17 protein-coding genes are annotated in these 21,745 nt (G+C 42.3%); 5 read left to right on the top strand and 12 right to left on the bottom strand.

The annotated features are described in order from the left end of the window. Positions 1-69: 69 nt before the first annotated feature. A complete protein-coding gene (locus AADY36_RS16345) occupies positions 70-540 on the bottom strand; it encodes a DUF2721 domain-containing protein (protein ID WP_054554628.1) in 471 nt (156 codons plus the stop codon). A 244-nt stretch (positions 541-784) separates the two neighbouring features. Between AADY36_RS16345 and AADY36_RS16340 the strand changes: the two genes are divergently transcribed. Beyond that, complete coding sequence (locus AADY36_RS16340) at positions 785-4,186, top strand: S8 family serine peptidase (RefSeq protein WP_342409237.1); 3,402 nt, start codon at positions 785-787, stop codon at positions 4,184-4,186. Between the two features lie 130 nt (positions 4,187-4,316). Further along, positions 4,317-6,482, top strand: coding sequence for a S9 family peptidase (locus AADY36_RS16335; protein ID WP_287202403.1), 2,166 nt, complete (start codon positions 4,317-4,319; stop codon positions 6,480-6,482). A 21-nt stretch (positions 6,483-6,503) separates the two neighbouring features. Here the strand turns inward: AADY36_RS16335 and AADY36_RS16330 are convergent, their stop codons facing one another. Genes AADY36_RS16330 through AADY36_RS16315 form a run of 4 tightly spaced genes read right to left on the bottom strand, consistent with a single transcriptional unit; the run spans position 6,504 to position 10,179 of the window. After that, entirely contained in the window at positions 6,504-7,979 is a 1,476-nt protein-coding gene (locus AADY36_RS16330) for a sensor histidine kinase (RefSeq protein WP_287202405.1), read from the bottom strand. Continuing rightward, positions 7,979-8,704, bottom strand: a complete 726-nt coding sequence (locus tag AADY36_RS16325) for a response regulator transcription factor (protein WP_055199249.1) — start codon at positions 8,702-8,704, stop codon at positions 7,979-7,981. The genes AADY36_RS16330 and AADY36_RS16325 overlap by 1 nt, the downstream gene beginning before the upstream one ends. Positions 8,705-8,763: 59 nt before the next feature. Beyond that, complete coding sequence (locus tag AADY36_RS16320; RefSeq protein ID WP_054563701.1) at positions 8,764-9,468, bottom strand: spondin domain-containing protein; 705 nt, start codon at positions 9,466-9,468, stop codon at positions 8,764-8,766. A 9-nt stretch (positions 9,469-9,477) separates the two neighbouring features. Further along, on the bottom strand, positions 9,478-10,179 hold the full coding sequence (locus AADY36_RS16315; RefSeq protein WP_287202407.1) for a spondin domain-containing protein: 702 nt from the start codon (positions 10,177-10,179) through the stop codon (positions 9,478-9,480). 205 nt (positions 10,180-10,384) lie between these two features. Here AADY36_RS16315 and AADY36_RS16310 point away from each other — a divergent pair, with 205 nt between their 5' ends. Both AADY36_RS16310 and AADY36_RS16305 read left to right on the top strand, forming a co-directional pair. Beyond that, positions 10,385-10,756 (top strand): DUF4870 domain-containing protein, encoded by a 372-nt coding sequence (locus tag AADY36_RS16310; protein ID WP_054563699.1) that lies wholly within the window; start codon positions 10,385-10,387, stop codon positions 10,754-10,756. 57 nt (positions 10,757-10,813) lie between these two features. After that, a complete protein-coding gene (locus tag AADY36_RS16305) occupies positions 10,814-11,248 on the top strand; it encodes a YqaA family protein (RefSeq protein WP_054563736.1) in 435 nt (144 codons plus the stop codon). Here AADY36_RS16305 and folX read toward each other — a convergent pair. The 6 genes from folX to AADY36_RS16275 all read right to left on the bottom strand — a co-directional run bounded on the left by folX (position 11,245) and on the right by AADY36_RS16275 (position 18,058). Beyond that, positions 11,245-11,604 (bottom strand): dihydroneopterin triphosphate 2'-epimerase, encoded by a 360-nt coding sequence (gene folX / locus AADY36_RS16300; RefSeq protein WP_054554637.1) that lies wholly within the window; start codon positions 11,602-11,604, stop codon positions 11,245-11,247. The two genes, AADY36_RS16305 and folX, sit on opposite strands and share 4 nt — an antisense overlap. Before the next feature lie 2 nt (positions 11,605-11,606). After that, a complete protein-coding gene (folE, locus tag AADY36_RS16295; RefSeq protein WP_054554638.1) occupies positions 11,607-12,161 on the bottom strand; it encodes a GTP cyclohydrolase I FolE in 555 nt (184 codons plus the stop codon). 18 nt (positions 12,162-12,179) lie between these two features. Next, entirely contained in the window at positions 12,180-12,899 is a 720-nt protein-coding gene (folM, locus tag AADY36_RS16290; protein ID WP_054563698.1) for a dihydromonapterin reductase, read from the bottom strand. Between the two features lie 248 nt (positions 12,900-13,147). Further along, positions 13,148-13,984, bottom strand: coding sequence for an ammonia-dependent NAD(+) synthetase (nadE, locus tag AADY36_RS16285; protein ID WP_054563697.1), 837 nt, complete (start codon positions 13,982-13,984; stop codon positions 13,148-13,150). 66 nt (positions 13,985-14,050) lie between these two features. After that, positions 14,051-14,677: a YceH family protein gene (locus AADY36_RS16280; RefSeq protein ID WP_239962415.1), complete on the bottom strand. Its 627-nt coding sequence runs from the start codon at positions 14,675-14,677 to the stop codon at positions 14,051-14,053. A gap of 15 nt (positions 14,678-14,692) precedes the next feature. Further along, on the bottom strand, positions 14,693-18,058 hold the full coding sequence (locus AADY36_RS16275) for an ATP-binding protein (RefSeq protein WP_285221990.1): 3,366 nt from the start codon (positions 18,056-18,058) through the stop codon (positions 14,693-14,695). A 165-nt stretch (positions 18,059-18,223) separates the two neighbouring features. On the opposite strand from AADY36_RS16275, the gene AADY36_RS16270 reads away from it, so the two are divergent. Further along, complete coding sequence (locus AADY36_RS16270) at positions 18,224-20,506, top strand: penicillin acylase family protein (protein WP_342409236.1); 2,283 nt, start codon at positions 18,224-18,226, stop codon at positions 20,504-20,506. Here the strand turns inward: AADY36_RS16270 and AADY36_RS16265 are convergent. Continuing rightward, positions 20,499-21,599, bottom strand: a complete 1,101-nt coding sequence (locus tag AADY36_RS16265; protein WP_239962428.1) for a GGDEF domain-containing protein — start codon at positions 21,597-21,599, stop codon at positions 20,499-20,501. The genes AADY36_RS16270 and AADY36_RS16265 overlap by 8 nt on opposite strands. Between the last annotated feature and the right edge of the window lie 146 nt (positions 21,600-21,745).

The raw sequence follows: 21,745 nt of genomic DNA, 5'->3' as shown, positions 1-21,745 counted from the left end.
TAACTGAGTTGTATCTTAGCTCAATATAATATTCAAGTGTATTGCGGTTAATCTTAACTTAAGTTTAATTTAATCATTAATATCAATATCGGCGAAGATCATGCCACGGCGCATGCTTCTGGTGGCTAAGAAAACCTCGCATAGTAAAGATAAAAACCCACATATCAACAGCGCCATAGCGGCCACAAAGCAGCTAGCAATTGTCACGCTTAAGTTGATCGATTGGATATGCGATAAAAATAGACACATAACCACAGCACATACTAATAAGGCACTGAGTACACTTAAACTAAATGCGATATGAATGCAGCGTGAGCGTTTCAACAGTGCTCTTAGCTCCGTTGTTAATGACTTATTGAAGTCTTCATCGGTACTGACTTTAAGTTTACGTTCTAACTGCCGAGCTCTATCGGTGATACGTGCCAAACGATTGGAAAGTACGCCTAATGTTGCAGCAATACCGGTAATTAAAAAGACGGGTGCAACAGCCGTTTGAATCACCTTTGCCATGGTAAGAATGTTGATTACTTCTGAATTCATTTTCAATACTCTATTTACTAAAACTCAACACACTGTTCATTTACAAACGTTTACAACTCTAGCTTGCATCTTTAAATCATTTTAAAACAATATGTTACTTAAACTCAGTGTTCTTTGTTTTAGCTGAATGTAATTCTTATGTAACAGAAATGTTGTTCTTGCTAGGGTTTCCGTTTTATATTGGTTCTGAAACTTTGTTTCAATCACTATTTAGACGATAACATAACATATCCCAGGGGAACCCATGTCTAAAAATCTAATAAAAAGAACTGCAGTTGCTTTGGCTGTAACCAGTGCAATGTGCGCTAGTGCACAAGCCAATGACTTTTCTAAATATAATCTTGCCGGCAAAAAATTAATCCAATCGAGCGCGGTAACTAAAAAAGAACAAAAAGCTCATCGCGAAGCTACAAGCTGGTTAATTAAGTTAAATGCTCCAGCATCAGTTAATGCTAAAACAATGGGCGCGGATGTAGCGTCAATTCAAGCGCAAGCAAAAGTAGCGCAAGCAAGCGTAGAGCAAGCAATCAACAGTATGGACTTGCCTGTACAAGTTGTTGCTAAAACATCAACACTAGTAAGCTCAATCGTAGTCAATGGTAATAAGCAAGATGTTGCTAAGTTACTATCGAACTCTCAAGTTGAGGGCATTTACCCAGTATACGATTATGAATTGCATGTTGCTGACAGCGCTGACTATATTGAAGCAACTCCTTTAGTATCTAATGGTTTAGCAACAGGTGAAGGTGTTCGCGTTGCTGTGCTTGATACAGGTATTGACTACACCCATACAGCCTTTGGTGGTGCGGGTACCGACGAAGCATATGCGGCAGCTATTGCTGATCCTGCGTCAGTTGATTGGCCACAAGGTAAAGTATTAGGTGGTTATGATTACATTAACGATGATGCCGATCCTATTGATGTAGATACAAACCACGGTACACACGTTTCTCACTCTGTTAACGGTATTGCACCAAACGTAGATTTATTTGTTTACTCTGTATGTAATAGTGGCTGTCCAGGCCTTGCACAACTTTTAGCTCTTGAAAGTGCAATGGATCCGAATGGTGACGGTGATATGAGCGACCGTGTTGATGTTGTAAATATGTCACTTGGTGGCGATTACGGTGATATTGCAAACGATGCAGTTGGCCTATTCATCAACCAAGCAGTTAAACTTGGTACAAACGTTGTTATCTCTGCTGGTAATGATGGTGCTTATCCATTCATCGTAGGTGGCCCAAGTACAACTGAAAACGCTCTTTCAGTGGGTGCTATGACTCACCCTACCGGTGAAGAATCAGTTGGTAGTGGTACAGTTAATGGTGAAGAAGCTGTTGTGCAGCCAGCCAGCTTTGGTCCACAGATGGCATTTAGCTACACTAATGAAAACTTGGAACTTGTGTACCCAGATGCAAATCAAACGGCTTGTGAAGCGTTTGCTGACGACGTAGATTTTACAGGTAAAGGCGTTATCATCGACCGTGGTGCATGTGCATTTACAGTTAAAGTATTAGCAGCACAAGCTAAAGGCGCAGAGTTTGTTATTATTGCAAACAATAATGACGATGGCACGCCAGCACCTATGGGCGGTTCAGATCCAACTGTTACTATCCCTTCTGTAGGCGTAACGTTTGCAGCTGGTACAGCTCTAAAAGCGGGCGGTACATTTAACCTAACAGTTGAGCGTCTTGTTATGTCTGGCGCGATTGCTGATTTCACATCGCGTGGTCCTTCAATGGGCGGGCTGTTAAAACCAGAGATTACAGCACCAGGTGTAAACATCATGACTGCTCATCCTGGTCTTGGTGATGGTCTTACTGGCGCAACAGGTACTTCATTCTCGGGCCCAATTACTGCTGGTGCGGTGAGCTTATTAAAAGAAGCGCTGCCAGAGCGTAACGCGTTTGAAATTAAAGCGACGTTAATGAACACGGCAAACCTAAATGTAACTATGGAGCCGTTAGCGATTAACCCAGACGCTGAGCTTGCACCAATTAGTTATATCGGTGCGGGTCTTGTTGATGTAAACAAAGCGGCTAACTTACCAGTTGCTGCATGGGCTGCAGATACTAAACAAGCTGCTCTTTCGTTTGGTTTAGTAAACGCATCAGAAACAGTTGAGCTTACTAAAACAGTTCAAGTTAAGAACTTCTCTAACGAAGACCAAGTGTACACACTTTCTCTTGAGCAGCGTTATGCAGACGATGTTGAGCGTGGTTCATTCTCACTTGACTACCCAGAGTCAATTACAGTGCCAGCAGGTCAAACAATGTCATTTGACGTGACAGCAACAATTGATCCTGCAACTCTACCTGAGTGGACTTTAACTGAGGAAAATATTGGTTCTCAAGATGCTACGGCTGACTTAACTAACCTAGAGCTTGATGGTGCGCTAATCTTCTCTGATGGCAGCGATGAAGCATTCCACCTTGTTTATCACGTATTACCAAAAGCAAATGCGGCAATGAGCTTCATGCCAGTTGTGACTGATAACGGCGTTGCACATGAAGTAACAAACACAGGTGCGGTAGCACTTGATCCTGTATTTGCTCCTACAGTAATGACTGATGATATTGATGAAGACCAACGTTTTGACTTAGTAGGCGCATCAATCGAAACATTTGCTGTATCAGCTGAAATTTGTGAAAGCGGTTATGTAACACTTACTACATTAGTGCTAAACGAGGGAATTACTCACTCTTACGTGGGTGGTTTCATGGCTGACTTCGATATGGACCAAGATGGTGTTTACGATGTTACAGTACAAAATGGTAAGTTAGAGTGGTTCTACGATGTTGAGCCGGGCACTGCAATTACCTTTACTCACGGCTATGGTAGTGCTTCTGGTTTCTTAGATAATTATTACCAAATTATCGGTAACAACCACCTCACAATGCAAAGCTGTATTGAAGCATTTGGCCTAACAGCCGATGACATTGGTCGAGCAACTGTAGATGTTCGTTTCCGTACAGAAGAAGAAACATGGACACCAATTGCAACTGAAGAAGGTGATGTTGCAATGGGTACTTACACATTCACAGATGCATCAAGTGATGTATATGCAATGTTTGTAGATGAAGCTGGTGAAGCTGTTAGCTCAATTGAACCAGGTGCTTCAGCTACTTTATACAATGCAGGTGAAGACTTCATGATTCTTTCAGACTCGGGTTCTAAAGCGTATGCTGCAACACCTGAATCAGACTCGAATACTCCACCAGTTGTTGTTGATACTGAGTTCTCTGTTGATGAAAACACTGAAAACGGTACGGTAATTGGTACGCTAGAAGCAACTTATGGTGCTGATTTAGCAAGCCCTGTTACAGAGTTCATTGTAATTAGCTCAAGTTCAACAGCTATTTCAGTAACATCTTCAGGTGATGTTGTAGTTATGAATCAAGACGTACTTGATTATGACGCTGGTTTAACATCAATTGAACTAGAAGTTGTTGCAACTGACAGATCAGGTAATGTTTCAGAGTCTGCTATGGTAACTGTTACAGTTAACAACCTAGCTGATGAAGCGTCTGAGCAACCAGTTGTAGTTGAAGAACCAGAGAAGAAAAAATCTTCTTCAGGTTCACTAGCATGGTTAACATTACTTGCTGCACCGTTCGCATTTATGCGTCGTCGTAAGCAAAAGTAATTACTTGATAAATAAGTGATAAAAGGGAGCTTCGGCTCCCTTTTTACATTGCTTCACAAAGGCTACTTATAAACTCACGATTAATTACTTATATTAGGGACTTAATAATAAAAATTAATTTAGGATCCCTATGAAAGTTGGCCATTCACTTTGCCTTGCAGCACTCTCTTTAGCTGCTCTATCAGCGTGTAATAAAGTCCCCGATAATAAAGAGCAAGCCGTTACTACAAAGCAAGCTCAGATAGCTGCCCCCGTTGCCAAAAAAATACCTCATGAAATGACCATTCATGGAGACACTCGTATCGATAACTACTATTGGATGCGTGATGATAAGCGAAAAGATGCCGCTGTTATTGCTCATTTGAATGCTGAAAATGCGTATGTTGAAAGCAAGTTAGCGCATACACAAACACTACAAAACACCCTGTTCGAAGAACTTAAAGGGCGTATTGAGAAGGATGACGATACGGTACCGACAAAAAAAGGGGAATATTACTATTTCTCACAAACGCGCGGTGATGACGAATACCCGGTTTATGTGCGCAGCAAAGATAGCCAAGGAGGAGGTAAGCAGGTTATCTTAAATGTGAATGAGCTTGCTAAAAATCATGACTATTTTGCCGTAACTGGTTTAGCTGTCAGCCCAAATGGCAATTTGCTGGCTTATGGTGAAGACACTGTGAGTCGTCGTATTTACACAATTAAAGTAAAAGATTTAACCACAGGTAAAATGCTTACAGAGAGCCTTGAAGGTACAGAAGGTGATGTCGTGTGGGCTAATGACAACAAAACCTTTTACTACATCAAAAAAGACCTACAAACGCTGTTAGGCTACCAAGTATATCGCCATACACTAGGCACCCCTCAAGCCGACGACGAACTCGTTTACGAAGAGAAAAATACCAGTTACTACACCGGTATTTATAAGAGTAAAGACCAACAAGAAATCTATATTAGCCATGGCAGTACCAGTGCATCGGGTGTGTCGGTTATTGATGCCAATGATGTCAAAGCAATGCCAAAGCGTTTTATTGAACGCGAAGCTGGGCTTGAATATGACATCAGTAAATTAGGCGATTGGTACTACATCGTTACTAATTTAAATGCAGTTAATTTTCAACTGATGAAAGTGCGCCGCGATAAGGCTCATGATAAAGCTAACTGGCAAACGCTAATTGCAGGTCGTGATAACGTGAAACTTGAAGGCATTGAGTTATTTAATAATCACTTGGTTTATGAAGAGCGAGAAATGGGGCAAACCCGAATCACTATTCGCGACCTTCGTAACCAACAAGAGCAAGTCGTTGCTTTTAATGACCCAACTTATATGGTCTTTAGCTATGGTAATGGTGAGTTAGATAATCCTAACTTACGTGTTTACTATTCAAGTATGACGACGCCAGGCAGCAGCTACGATATCAACCTAGAAAGTGGCGAAAAAACACTGCTTAAGCAACGTAAAGTATTAGGTGATTTTAATCCTGACAACTATGCCTCTGAGCGAGTTTATGTGACGGCTAGAGATGGTGTCGATGTTCCTGTGAGCCTTGTTTATCGTAAAGACAAGTTCAAAAAAGACGGCTCGAATCCGCTTATGCAATATGGTTATGGTTCGTATGGTGCGACCATGGATCCGAGCTTTTCTAGCTCTCGATTAAGCTTACTTGATCGTGGTTTTGTGTTTGCGATTGCGCATATCCGTGGCTCACAAATGCTGGGTCGTCCTTGGTACGAAGACGGCAAGTTGCTGAAAAAACAAAACACCTTTAATGACTTTGTTGATGTGACTAAATCATTAGCAGCTCAAAAGTATGGTGATAAGGATAATATTTTTGCCATGGGTGGCAGTGCAGGAGGCTTGCTAATGGGGGCTGTTGTGAATCAAGCACCTGAACTTTATAAAGGGGTGATTGCTGCTGTGCCTTTTGTTGATGTAGTTACGACCATGCTAGATGCCAGCTTGCCACTGACAACGAATGAGTATGACGAGTGGGGTAACCCGAACGATAAAGTCTATTACGATTACATGCTGTCATATTCCCCGTACGACCAAGTTAAGAAGCAGGCTTACCCAAATATGCTAGTCACCACCGGCTTACACGACTCTCAAGTTCAGTATTTTGAGCCTGCAAAATGGGTTGCTAAGCTACGTGAATATAAAACCGATGATAACCTGTTGCTGTTCAAAACCGACATGGAAGCAGGGCACGGCGGTGCTTCTGGGCGCTTTAAAAGCTTGCAAGATACCGCTTTATATTACGCCTTTATGCTCGATTTGGCGGGTATCGAAAAATAATAACAACGCAGGCATCCGTGATTAAGCGGGTGCCTGCATAGCTAAATTAAAGCGAAATTCACTGCCTTTTCCTAAGGTACTTTTTACGTTTATTTCACTATCCATTAGGGTGAGCAGTTGCTTGCAAATAGCAAGTCCCAAGCCAGTTGAGCCTCGTTTTATACTATTACGAGCCTGATAGTGAGGTTCGAAAATCGCATTGAGTTCATCCTCATGAATACCAACCCCGGTATCAGACACTGCTACGTATAACTGATCACTTTGCTGGCTAACCTTAACGGCAATTTCACCGCCATGTGAGGTGTGCCGAATGGCATTTTCGATTAAGTTTGTAAGTACCCGCTCTAATTTTGCAATGTCTGCTGTCACGGTAAAATCGCAGATTTCAGGAATAACTTTGAGTGAAATTCCCGCTGATTGCGCTGTTAGAGCAAGCTTTGCCACACAATCATAAATTAACTCGCCCAAATTAAAGGTCTCGGATTGTATTTTCACTTGGCCGCACTCTAAATTAGCCAGCTCAAAAATTTGTTCAATCAGCTGTTTTAGTTGCTGGCAGTTATCCATTGCAAGGTTGAGATAATGACGTTGCTCAGGCTCGTTTAAGTGGCTATCCGGTTTATTGATCACCTCCAAAAAGCCGTGCAGTGAAGATAGCGGCGTACGTAAATCATGTGATAAGTGAGTGAGTAACTCTCTGCGTTGCTTATCGGCTTGCTGTAATGACTGAAACTGCTCATCAATACGCGCCAGCATGGCATTGACGCCTTTGCTTAAATTGCCAATTTCATCATCAGCACTGTAGCTAGAATCCAATGACATTCTGGTTAGGCTGTAGTTCGCTGCTTCTATTTTATTAAGCTCTTTATTGAGTTTTTTTAACGGTAAAGTGAAAAACCGAAACAACAGCAACATCGCAATAAAGAGCGCAACTAAGGCGGCTACAAACCACATTGCGGCTAGCCAAAGGTTATCATTGGCTTTAATGTTTTTAAGGGTTGTATCGTAAGCTTGCCCGCCAATTATCACGTACAAATAGCCTTGCAGTTGTTGCTGATTATAAACTGGTGCGGTCGAAAAAATTTTTACGCCATCGTTGCTACGTGGATCGTCACCATAAATTGGCGTGGCAGTGGGGTTGTCGAGTAGCTGCTGTATCGGGCTTAAGTTTATTTGTTGCCGCACGACTTGCCCCGGTTTGGCGGAATAAGTCAGTAAATGACCTTCTGGATCTACAAAATAAAATTCAAATGCCGGACCAAGTATCATCAGCGTGTGAAATAAGTTTTCTAGTGCCTTATAGTCATACACACCTTGCTGGATCAGTGGGTTATCATGCACTAAATGTTCGGCTAATTGGAGGTGCAAGTTTTGCTGAGCATGGTGTACCGAGCTTTGCTCTAGCTGCTTACTCCAATTTAAAACCAGTGCGCACAACAGGCTAAAAATAAGCACTAATGACCAAGCGAGTTTTTGATAAAGCGTCATTGATTTCATTAGTTTGCACTCAATTGACCGGGGTTTAATTTATAGCCTACACCCCAAACTGTTTCGATAAAATTGGCTGAGTGATGTTGCTCAAACTTACTGCGTAAACGGTTTATATGGGAATTAACCGTATGCTCGTAGCCGCTGTGTTGATAACCCCATACTTGGTCAAGTAACTGTTGGCGGCTAAAAACATGGTTTGGGTGTTTGGCAAAGTAGACCAGTAAATCAAATTCGGTGGCGGTTAAGTTAATTGCTTGGTCAGCTAAAAATGCTTGGTGGCTGGCAAACTCAATGTGTAGCTCTCCAAGTTGAATTGCCGCTTGAGCGCTATCTTCATGGTGTGATTGAGCTGCTATAAGTTGTGACCTATGCCGTAATTGCGTTTTTATTCGTGCTTGTAACTCTCTAGCGAAGAACGGCTTGCAAATGTAATCATCAGCGCCCATTTCCAGACCAATCACTCTGTCCATATCGCTACTGAGTGCGGTCAGTAAAATAACGGCAATACTTGGGTAGTGCTCTTTAATTTTGCGACATAAGCTCAAGCCATCCATTTGTGGCAGGTTAATATCAAGCAGTACTAAGCCATAACTTGAGCTGGCAAGCTTCTTTATTGCAGCTTCTGCGCTCGAGGCTTCATCAATATGTAAGTTTAGGCAGTGCAATTGTGTGCTGATAAGTTGGCGGATTGCTCTATCATCTTCGACGATTAATAATTTTTCTTGGCGCATGGCTCACTCCAAATCACAGAGGCACATCCTTATGACCTTCTGTGTAAGGAGTGCGATTATTATTGCGTCCGCGTTATCGTGATCCGAGCAACCGGGTTATCAAACTTATGCTGGCTGGTGAGCACTGAGTTTGTCAGGCCATCATCTTGACTAACCACACCTGGGTGCATTGCAACACGGTTAATATCGTCACGCATTTCGTTGTAGCCTTCGCCTGAGTCGGCAGGGCCTGGGATCGTGCCTTGTGCTTCAGAGTTAGCCTCTGTGCCTGCATCATAGGCAAAACTAGTGCGAGACAGTGACTCATTAACCGCTAACGAAGACACGTCTATTGCATTAAGACCGGTAAACGCGTCATTTGTATTCACCAACATGGTCGCTAAGCTGATTTTTAATGAATCAAGCTGCTCAGTACTCAGCATTAAAGTGACTTGCTCACCTGGAGGGAGTGGACTCTCAGCTGAGCTTGAGGCCATAGCAAAATCAGTTGCTAATAATTCACTGTTATCTCCTCCTTCAGCCATTAATTCGAGCGCAGCTGAAGCTGGTTCACCTATTTGCCAAAGCATACCCTCAGAGTGAGCAATGGCTGCAATCGGTGACAATGGTTGGGCATTGGTTAAATTCGTAACTTGTACTGTAAATTCATAGCTCATAACGGGCATTACAGGATCTGTTACTTCCACCTCGTTATTATCTGAATCCCCACAGGCCGCAAGGCTGGCACTCAGTGCGAGGATAATTAAGCTTTTTGAAAAGCGCATAATAACCTCCTATTTAACCGTAACTGTTAGCATCGCAACTGGGTTTAACCATCTGTGTACTGTGTTATCGAGGTCACTCATACCTGCCTCTAAATCGTCGTCACCTAAATTACCCGGATGAATATGCACCATCATATTGGTTTCGCTACTGGTGACGCCGCTGCCATTCATACCCGCATTACCACCCGGTGCGGCAGGAATGCCTGGCGTGCCCGGCATTCCTGAACCATCAACAACAAGCTCATCATTGGCTTCGGTTCCTGCATCATACGCATTGAGATAAATAGTGTAGGTACCAGTTTCTGTTGGGATCATCCAACTATCTAAACCTACAAAGCCATCATTGGTAGGCAGTAGCATGGCTGTTAGAGATAAGTAGTTATTGCCATCCTTGGTGGATAAGCTCGCCATCGTTGAGCTTGCTGGGGCTAATAGACCTTCAGCTGGGTTGGCAACCATGTCGCTGTTTGCGGCTGTGGCTTCAGTCATTAATGGCTCGAGATTGCCACCTTCAGCCATAGTCTGTAGGGCTGTAGAAGCAGGCATAGCAACGCTGAAAAGTTTGCTGTCACTGTTATGGGCAGTAATGAGAATAGGAGTAAAGTGTAAACCTTGCGTGAGGTTAGTTAGTTTTATATCAAGCTCAGCAGCTTGGCTTGCAAGGCTAGTTACTGCGCATGCAGCGAATAAAGTTAAAGGTAAAGCTTTCATGTGAGATTCCTGTTTTTGATGATTCAAAACCAGTATCGAATAGCAATATCCAGAAACCCTCACGAAGTTATCACATTTTTATCACAACGTTGATTACAGCCTTTTTTGCTGGTTGAGAGTTTTAAATTTAACCAATTTAACTAGGGTAAAAAGTCATTACGGTTTATAGTAGAGAAACAAACAGACCCATAACAAGGAATTTAAAATGGATGATAATCAAAAAGTTGAAATAATTGTGGCAGACAAAGAGCAGCGCACATGGGCGATGTTTTGTCACTTAAGTGCCTTAGCAGGCTTGCTTTTCCCGTTTGGTTCGGTGATTGGGCCTTTGATTGTTTGGCTTGTAAAAAAAGAAGAAATGCCACTTGTTGCTGAGCATGGTCGCAAATCATTAAACTTTCAATTAACCATGATGATTGCTTACATTGTGTGCTTTATGCTGATGTTTGTTGTCGTTGGTGTCATTCTGCTGCCATTGGTTGCGCTATTCTCATTGATTATGGTGGTAGTATCGGCGATTAAAGCCAACGATGGTAAAGAAGTTAAATACCCAATGGCGATAGAATTTATAAAGTAAACTAATTGCCATATACTAAAAGCTCAGCCATTTGCTGAGCTTTTTTATGTGATGTTTATGGCCTACTTATCGTTATTTTTCAGCGCGTTTATTTCCGCAACCTTATTACCTAGCTCTTCAGAATTAGTGATGACAGCAATGATAGCCAGTGGTGACTATCTACTTTGGCTGTTATGGCTAAGTGCGACTGTGGGTAATGTGCTCGGGAGCTGTGTGAATTATTGGCTGGGCACGCAGGTTATGCGATTTAAAGACCGTAAATGGTTTCCTGTTTCACAAAAGTCGATAGACAAAGCCGAACAGCAATTTAATAAATACGGTATTTACAGTTTGCTATTTGCTTGGCTGCCTATTGTCGGCGACCCTTTAACGGTTGTTGGCGGAATTTTTAGGGTTAAGTTTTCAATCTTTTTGTTACTCGTGAGCCTAGGCAAAGGCGCACGTTATTTAGCTGTGCTTGCCTTTGCAGTAGGGCTAGAAAAGTTATTTTAACTTTTTTGCCAATCAAGGGTCAGTGATACTGAATCTGCAAAGCGCAGCGCATGAGGTTTATCGACGCGTACTTTGGCATAGTGAACACTTTGATGCTGGTGGCAAATTGCTAAAATTTCAGCAACCAGTTTTTCTAACAGCAAAAAGTGGCCTTCTTCGACAAGGCTGATCACTTCTTTAGTAATGGTCTTGTAGTTTAGCGCTTTATCGACTGCGTCAGTTTCACAAGCTTGATCAGCAGGGTAGTGAATTTCTAAGTTAATCACTACATCTTGTTTTTTCTCACGTTCCTCAGGGTTAAAACCTATAAAGGTTCGTAGCCTGAGATTAGTGACATTAATAATTGCATTGGCCATCATTACCCTCTAACTAGTTGTAAAAACTCGTTACGGGTTTTTGGATCGGCTCTGAAGTTACCTAACATAACCGATGTACGCATGCTTGAGTTTTGCTTTTCAACGCCGCGCATCATCATACACATATGTTTTGCTTCAACGATTACACCAACACCTTTCGCGCCAGTTACTTCTTCAACCGCTTTAGCAATTTGATGGGTTAATTGCTCTTGAATTTGAAAACGACGCGCATACATGTCAACAATTCGCGCAAACTTAGATAAACCAAGCACTTTGCCGTTAGGGATATAAGCGATATGGCAGCGGCCAACAAATGGCAGCAAGTGGTGCTCACACATAGAGTAAAGCTCAATGTCTTGGATCAAGACCATGTCATCGGCATCTGAAGTGAATACCGCATTATTGGTAATTTCATCTAATGTTTGACGATAGCCTTTAGTCAGATACTCCATCGCTTTTGCTGCGCGTTTTGGTGTGTCGAGTAATCCTTCACGAGCAGGATCTTCACCTACTGCGGTAATTATTTGTTGGTAACTATTTTTTAAATCATCGTGCATAGCTTTCTCAGTAATTCGTTATTTTAAATGTCTGCCACCATCAACAGGCATAGAGCGACCTGTGATGTAGTGACTGCTTAGTAATAGTTCTACGCTGTTAATAATCTCGGCGCAGCCGGGCTCAATGCCCATTAGCGATTTCTTTAATGTTTTGGCTTTGTATTCGTCGCTATCGTGTTCGTTAAAAATAATTAACGAAGGGGCGATAGCATTCACTTTAATGGCTGGTGCAAATTTAGCGGCAAACGACTTGGTTAAATTATCAAGCGCTGCTTTGCTTGCTGCATAAGCAAGGTGCTTAGGGCTGCCTTTTTCAACTACGTAATCGGTTAAGTGAATAATATCTGCGGCTTGGCCACTGTTTTGCTGATAATGCAGTAGCAAATCAGAAGCTGCTAAATTAATTAAATAGGGCGCTTTGGCGTGGATACGCATCATGTTATCGAATAGGTCTGCGTAATCGTGGTTATTTGCTTCGCAATCCCAGCTAGACGCATTATGGATAATTGCCTTGAGCTGGTTGGTATGGGTTTTTAATTCTTCGATAAAATGCCCGATAGCTTGGTCACTATTAAAATCAGCATGGATGCAAATAGCGCCTTTACCTGCAAGCACATCAATTGCTTCATGGCGGGTACGGTAAGTGACTATGATTTCTTGCCCTTGCGCTAAAAAGTGCTCGGCCAGAGCGAGTCCAATACGTTGGCCTGCGCCAGTAATTAAAATGGGCGATGACATAAACTAATATAAAACCTTAGATTTTTGATTTGAAATGTAATGTACTTAACTGTAACAACTATAAACCAAATTACAGAACTATTTCATCTTTACTGCAATCATGTTGCTAACTTTTACGTCAAGCATAGCGCTCTAGATCATTTAGCGCGGCCGATAATGAGTGATTGAAGGTTTTGAATATTGCTAAGGGTCTGTACGAGGAAGGAAAAAGGGCAATGATTATTGCCCTTTTAGTGTTTTAACTGTTTTTAAAGCTCGTCGTATACCGTTGGGATCGCTTGGCGCTTATGTTGAGTACGTAAGTAAATTGCTGTTAGCTTTTCTTCTACTTCATTGCTGACTTCTTTACCTTCTAAGAAATCATCAATTTGATCGTAAGTGAGGCCAAGCGCTTCTTCGTCAGTTAGACCTGGGCGATCACATTCTAAGTCGGCCGTTGGGGCTTTATGCACAAGTACAGCTGGCGCTCCCAAGTGCTCAGCAAGCGCACGAACTTGACGCTTTGATAAACCAAATAAAGGTGCTAAGTCACATGCTCCGTCACCAAATTTTGTGTAGAAGCCAGTGATGTTTTCAGCACTGTGATCGGTACCAACAACTAAGCCTTGGCTGAAACCGGCAATTTCATACTGCGCAACCATGCGTTGGCGTGCTTTTACATTACCTTTGATAAAGTCGATTTTAGCTTGCTCTGGTAATTCAGCACCACCACCAACTACAGCTGCCATTGCTTGTTCATGCATGCCATCAACAGCCGCTTTAATGTTAACCGTCATACGTTTACTTGGTTGAATAAAATCTACGGCTAGTTGTGCTTCGTCTTCATCTGCTTGTACGCCGTAAGGTAAGCGCACGGCAATAAATTGATATTCGTTCGTGTTATGTTCTTGGTTTAATTCATCCACCGCTAATTGGCATAAACGGCCACAGGTTGATGAGTCAACACCGCCACTGATCCCTAATACAAGTGAGCGAGAGTGCGCAGCAATAAGTCGGCTTTTAAGAAAGTTAACACGACGGGTGATTTCCGCTTTTACATCAATAGTTGGTTGGACTTTCATTTCCGCCAGAATGTCGGCACGCATGGTAGAGCTCCTATTTTCGTTGTGGTTGTCAGCGTCTTGTACATTATGTTACGGGCGCGGTTTTTATTAAAGACCTAAATGCGCTTTTATTGCGTTAATTTGTTGCTTAAGATCTTCGATTTCGCTTCGTAATTGTTGCACTTCACTACTGTTACCTTGAACAGGCTCTTTAGCAGCCATTTCTTCAGTAATGTTGTCTGGGTCAACAAATAAGTGCATGTAGCGGCTCTCTCGCTTGCCAGGCTCTCGTGCTAAGCGTGCCACATGTTCTTGCTCTATAAGTGCATTTAATGCGGCTTCGACTTCATTGACGTTACTGAACTCAGCGAGGCGGTTGCTGCGAGTTCTCAGTTCGCCTGGTGTTTGCGGGCCACGTAACAGTAACAAACAGATAATGGCGCGTTGCTGCTCAGTAAATTGCAAACTGCCAAATTCGGTATTACAAAAGCGGTGAGCATATTTATTTACACGCCCTGACAGCCCTTCATCAACAGTGACTAACCGTGATGCAATAAGCTCATCGAGGGTATCTTGTACTTGCGCTTCAGTGAGAGACAATACTGGCTCACGGTTAGATTTTTGATTACATGCATTAGTCAGTGAGTTTAAAGATAACGGGTAATGTTCGGGTGTTGTACTTTGCTTTTCGAGTAAACAGCCAATAACACGTTGTTGAATTGATGATAATTGCATGGTTTTACTCTCTTTTTATTCTTCAGTGCTTAGCCACACTGTTAACTTTTTATTGAGCGAGTCAAATTTAAGGGGTTTGGTGACATAGTCGTTCATACCTGCGTTTAAACAACGCTCTTTGTCACCTTGCATCGCATTTGCAGTGAGTGCGACGATATTAACCCCCTGATGAGCTGCGCCTGCTTCACCTGCCCGAATGGCTCGCGTTGCTTGGTAACCATCCATTTCTGGCATTTGGCAATCCATTAACACTAATTGGTAGGGGCTTTGCTCTCGGCTTGAAAGTTTTGCAATCGCTTCAAGGCCATTTTCAGCGATATCAAAACTAATGCCTGCTTGCTTTAGCAACGAACCTGCCACCATCTGATTCACTTTATTATCTTCAACCAGCAAGACTTGCGACTCAGTATTATCGCTACTGGTCACGACCTTGGTTATTAAGGCTTCTTTATTAACCTGCTGCTGTTCAATGTATTTGTCGTTCGCCAGTGAATTAAATAAATCAGACTGCGTTAATGGTTTAAAGATAATACTCTCAACTTTTAATGTTTGTCTCGTTTGTTTTTCAGTAAGGCTCATTGGGGCCATTAAAATTCGTTTACAGCTGGTGGCATTAAAGTATTTTAAGAATGCTTGTTGGTGCTCTTTTGTTGCGCTGCTATAAAAAAGATAATCCACTAAAATTGCATCGCAGCCATTATCGGTTGGCATTGCAGCACGATTGAGTAAGCTTGGCATATCAGTATAGGTCTCGACCTCAGCCCCCCATAGTTGTAATTGCTTTTTGGCAATATTGATACTGAGCTTACAATTATCAGCAATTAAAATATGCTTTTTATCTATAATGTGGCTTGGCTCTGGCGCTTGCTTTGTATGATCACGTTTAACTTTTACAGTAAAATTAAAGGTGCTGCCTTCCCCGTATGAACTAACCACACTGACATCACCATCCATTAACTGACACAGCTGTTTTACTATTGCAAGGCCAAGCCCTGTACCGCCGTATTGGCGTGTAGTTGATGCATCAGCTTGCGTGAATGAGTCAAATAGAGCGGCTTGTTTTTCAGGTTTAATACCTACACCCGAATCAATAACAGAACAGTTCAAGAACAATTCTTCGTTGTTTGTTTCGAGTTTGGCGATAACAATTATCTCACCATCTTTCGTGAATTTAACCGCATTGCTAACTAGGTTATTGATGATTTGCCTAATCCGATTAGGGTCGCTAATGATAAAGCCGTGATTAAGGTGTGTGGTATCTAGCAGCAACTTGGTATTGTTTTGTTCTGCTTTAATGGCAAACGATTCGATAGTATCGCCAAGTAGTTTTGATACATTAAAGCTAACATTTTCAATATCGAGCTTACCGGCCTCAATTTTGGAGAAATCTAAAATATCGTTAATGATATGCAATAGTGATTCAGCCGATGATTGCGCCAAATCTATATGGTGGTTTTGCTGGGTGTCTAGTTTGGTTTGTTTGATGATATTGAGCATCCCGATCACGCCATTCATAGGGGTGCGGATCTCATGACTCATGCTTGCTAAAAATTCACTTTTGGCTTTTACTGCTTGTTCAGCAGCTTCTTTTGCTTGAACGAGTTGTTGTTCGGTCTCTATACGGCGCTGACTTGCGTGTAAACTACCAATGAGTGCCGCAACTGCGATTAAAAAGCTTTCTTCATTTTTACTCCAATGTCTGCGGTTATGACATTTTTCGGCGCACACAACTCCCATTGTTTTGCTACCAGTAGGAATGATCACTGTCAGCATTGAGCGTATATTAAACCAATCAAGGTAGTTGCTACGTAGGTCACTAGTCAGTGGATGTTGCTGAGCATCACTGGCGTTAATTACAGCGTGATTGTTAATGGCATCAAAATAATTTTGAAATTCAAATTGTTGCAGTGAAATCGGCTCGCTAAATTCAGGCTGACTTTGGTCGTGAATAGCAAAGGTATTGAGCGATTGGCGATCGTCACTAAATAGCCAAATACTCGCGCGATCAATATCAAATGCGTGACAAATTGCTTGCACAATCACATGTTTAGATAAGTTAAGGTTACCCGTCAGTACAGCATCATTAACGGTAAGAGAGGCTAAAATCTCATTATGTAAGGCTATTTTGTTGTTTTCTAGCTCACCTCGCTTACGGGTATCAATATTTTGTAGTGAACCAAAAAGCTTTATACAACGGCCATTTTTATGCTCGGCTTCACCATGTAGCAGCACCCAAACTTCATCACCTTCAGCAGTGATGATTTGCACTTGAGTCTCAAAACTCTCACCATACTTGATTGCACGCTCGTTAAGGCGACGAATTTTATCCCGGCTTTCACCAGCCTTAAAATGTGTAAAGTTAGCAGGCCACTCTGGTTGTACATTAAGAGGAAACTTAAAAATTTGCTTGGTCATATCAGACCAATAGACGGTTCTTGTCTCTAGATTAAAAGACCAAGCGCCGACTTTAGCAAGGCTACTCATAGTTTCTAACATACGTTCGCTTTTGTACTGTCTTTCAACCATGCGTAAAAAGAATACAGAGGCGCCAGCAAACAAGATACAGAATAAAATAATGGCCAGTCTTAGCGGCCAAATAGCAGAACTTGGTGGCTGCCATCCAGATTTTGGTGTGGCGTACATCTGCCACTCACCACCTGGAAAGTTAATTCTAAAGCTCAGAGGGTTGGTATTGAGCACGTCCTTAGAGCCGAAGAAAAAATCACCTTTAGCACCAAGGCCATTTCTGCCTTGTAGGGCAACATCATAATGCTGACTTAGCGCGATTAACCCCGAGTTTGTGTAGATTTTATCTATGTCGAGAACAACAGAGAGGAGCCCCCAAAAAGTGAGTTCTGGTGGAGTGAATACGGGCATTCTTGCTATTAATGCTTGACCACCTTGCACCAACTCTAAGGGGCCGGCCATAACAATACGGTTTTCATCTCGTGCTCTAATTGCGTCGTCACGCTGCGCTGGGTTTTCTAAAAAGTTTAGCCCGATAGATTTCTCATTACCCACAAGAGGATAAGTCATCTGAATAACCATATCAGGGGCCGCGCCGATGTTTCTAAGCTCTGAAGACGTTGAAAATAAAGGGCTGGCAATTTGCGTGAAGCGGGCTTGGTCTAAATTGGGTTCGGCAGCTACAGCAACTGCAAGCCCTCGCACAAGTTGAATGTTAGATATTAAGGTTGCTTCGAGCTCTGCACGATAGGCACTTACTTTTGCCAGTTCCTGTGCACGAAAAGCATCTTTCTCGCGGCTGTAATTAATTTGGTCGATTACAAGACCAATCACGATGATCCAGGCAAGTGAAAACCAGAAGGCTAGCTTCAGTTTTTGTAGTTTTTTATTATCTGTTTCGGTCGCTAGCGGCATGAGAAATATCAAGTTTTATACTATTTACCTACTATAGACAATTTCTGTGGTAATTAACAATGAACAGCAAATCTATAAACCTAATTTCAATTATTTGTATCGCAACACTATTCTTTCACAAAACTCAGGTTAATATAGTGTTACTTTAGCGCAAGGATAATTGGCATGTTTAAGATAATCAAATGGTTACTAATAGGTTTGTTCGTTGTAATGTTACTCGCAACGGGGCTTGTTTATGGCGTATTAAACTTAAGTTTACCGGCACTTGATGGTCGCGGTAAAAGCGACGCTATTTCGCAATCAGTTAAGATTGAGCGAGATACCTTAGGACAGGCTGTTATTCATGCCGAAAACCGATTAGATGCAGCCTATGCTCTTGGTTTTGCTCATGGTCAGGACCGATTCTTTCAAATGGATTTACTGCGCCGTAATGCTGCAGGTGAGCTTAGTGAGTTATTTGGTAAAGCAGCCGTTGGGCTTGATAAAAAAATGCGCTTTCATCAGTTACGTAAACGCAGTCAGATTGCTGTCGCGCAGTTACCTGCTAAAGATAAAGCGCTATTAAAAGCGTACGCGAATGGGGTTAATGAAGGCCATGCGCAAGTGGGTTTCGATAGCTTTGAATATTTACTCACAGGCGCTGAAGCAAAACCTTGGCAAAGCGAAGACAGCTTACTAATCATTTTTAGTATGTATTTAGATTTACAAACGGCCACCTTTGAGCGCGACAAAACACTGATCGAAATCGAAGATTTATATGGTAAGGCGATGGTTGACTTTATTACTCAGCCTAGCCTTTATCAAGCGGCACTCGATAATAGCCAATTAGCGCCTTATAACGGCGGTATTCCTAATCTCAAAGACGCTCAATGGGCTATGACTGACATTGCAGACCGAAAGGAACTTGGCAGTAATAACTGGGCGGTTACTGGACAGTTAACTGAAACAGGTGCTGCAATGCTGTCTGACGATATGCATTTATCGTTTGCTGTGCCAATCATTTGGTACCGAGCCCAGCTCAATTACCCACTCAATGGTGAAATGCAGCAAGTCACCGGTGTGTCACTACCTGGGGCTCCTGCCATTGTTGTTGGTACCAATAATAAGATAGCTTGGGGATTCACCAATGGTTATCTAGATACAGCCGACTGGATAGCTCTTGAGAGTAAAGAGAAAACCTGGCAGGTAGATGAACCTATCTTACTCAATGACGGCAACAGCGAAAATTACGCTTTAACCATGAGTGAGTATGGCCCAGTTACAGAAATCAACGGCAAACCTTATGCGCTAAGTTGGGTTGCCCACCATGAGTATGCGGTTGATATGGAGTTACTTAAGCTTGAGCAAGCAAACACGGTTGATGATGCACTAGCGCTTGCTGCTGAGGTGGGTATTCCTGTACAAAATCTGATGGTTGTTGATGATAAAGGTAATGCAGCTTGGAAGAATATGGGAGCCGTGCCTGCCCGTAAAGAGCCCCATCAATTAGCTGTGGCTGAGCAAGCGTATCCTGCACAGTGGCACGAAAACGAAACCCAGCGTCCATTTGTTAAAAACCCAGAAAGTGGCCGTTTATGGACGGGCAACTCACGCGTTGTTTCCGCAGAGGATGACCAGCGCTTTGGTAATGGTGCTTATGCCATGGGGGCTCGCTCGGCACAAATTCGCGACCGCTTATTTGAAAAACAACAGTTCAACGAACAAGATTTTTATGACTTACAACATGATAACGAAGCGCGTTTCTTAACGGCTTGGCATAAACTGCTGGTCAAACAGCTTAGCACTGCAGGCGATAAATATGCCCTGTATTTAAAAGAGCTAAATAATTGGCAGGCGTGTGCTTGTAGCGACTCAATTGGCTACACCTTAGTAAAGCGCTACCGCAGTGAAGTGATTAACGGCTTATTTAGCCCGTTAGAGAATAAGCTAAAAGCTCTCGATAGTAGCTTAAAACCAGTAAAACGAGACTTAGAACCTGCTGTTTGGCAACTTATCGAAGCGCAGCCTCAGGCATGGTTAAACCCTGAGTATGCAAACTGGCAACAACAAATGATAGGAGCTTTTGACCGCGTTATCACTAAACTAACCGAGCAATATGGTAACAACCCGCATAGCTGGGAGTGGGGCAAGGTTAACGAATTAGTGATTGAGCACCCATTTGCCAAGCAAATACCCGCACTGAAAAGCTTATTGAATATGCCTACGGAGCCTGGGTTTGGTGATACTTTTATGCCTTCGGTGCAAGGACGTAGCTTTGGTGCTTCACAGCGCTTTATTGTTCAACCTGGGCACTTAGATAAAGCTATAATGGCTATTCCGGGTGGGCAGTCGGGGCATCCATTGTCAGAATTTTATCGTGCCGGGTTTAACGATTATGTCAGTAATGGTTTAACGCCATTATTACCGCAGGAGATTGCCCACAGTATCACTATCGATGCGGTTAATTAACCGCATCAGCATCTTTGAAAGCAGGGCGATGGCCTTTAGCAATAGTTGTTTGGTTGCGCCCTGCATGCTTACTTTTATACAGCGCTTCATCGGCGTGTTGCAGCATTTTTTCTATTGAAGCGAGCGGTTGCCATTCAATAAGCCCAAAACTCATCGTGACATTGAGATCGGGGAATTCATGATGCGCTTTTAGTTCGGCGATTTTGATACGTAAAGTTTCAATTTTTGCGAAGGCTTGTTTTGCATCAGTGTTGGTTAATAAAATTAAAAACTCTTCGCCACCCCAGCGTACCGCTATATCTTCATCATTAATGAATTGGTGAATTAGCTTCGCAATATTAATGAGTATTGTATCTCCCTTATCATGGCCGTAATTGTCGTTAATACTTTTAAACTTATCAATATCAGCCATAACAATACAAAGACTGCTCTCTTGCTCAATACTTTTTTGATGTGCAGCAGTGATTAATTTTTTTGCAAAACGGCGGTTATAGAGCTTGGTGAGAGGGTCGCGGGCTGCCATTTCTGTTAACTCAACCCGTTGCGACAAGGTGATTTCTCTAATTAGACCCATGCCATAGACCATAGGTAAACCGGCAATAATAATATTGATTACATTTACATGTGGTAGTAATTCTGGGTAAGCAAAGCTGTACTGAACATCTGAAAAAAATACATATAGCAGGGCGAATATCGCAATCATCACTAAGCTATATAAAGCTGCACGCTTAAAGGTTAATTGATAATCGATCATTAAAATACAAGACACAGTCCAAAGGTAAAACTGGAACCCTGCGCCTAAGCCAAGGGTGGCACAGACAATTACTGCATGAATAATTACTTCAAGACAAAATACTCTAAGAGCAAGCGAAGTCAGTCCTTGCTTAATCAAGAATATGCCGCTTGCCCAAGCAAGCACACTCAAGATATTAACTAAAGCAAGCGTATTTGCACCTATGTGAGCAAATACGGGGATCAGCAAGACATGAACAATCAACGCGAAATAGGCGATTTTAGAAATAATCAGAAATTTAACGTGTTCAATCTCTTCTAAGCCAGATTGCTTTGATTGTTTTAATAAGTGTTTGATCAATCCAACCTCAAATACACATGGAGAGTAGCGTAATTATAGATGAAAAGTTGAGCAATGCAGGTTTATAATTGCTCGCTTTTGCTTTGTAAACGCATGTCACTGATGTTTATGAATGAGGCTAAGCGCCTGTTCACATCATGTTTGTT

This window comes from Pseudoalteromonas sp. D15MCD-2, from assembly GCF_038562745.1.
Classification (GTDB): Bacteria; Pseudomonadota; Gammaproteobacteria; order Enterobacterales; family Alteromonadaceae; genus Pseudoalteromonas.
This window is presented reverse-complemented; position numbering and strand designations above follow the sequence as displayed.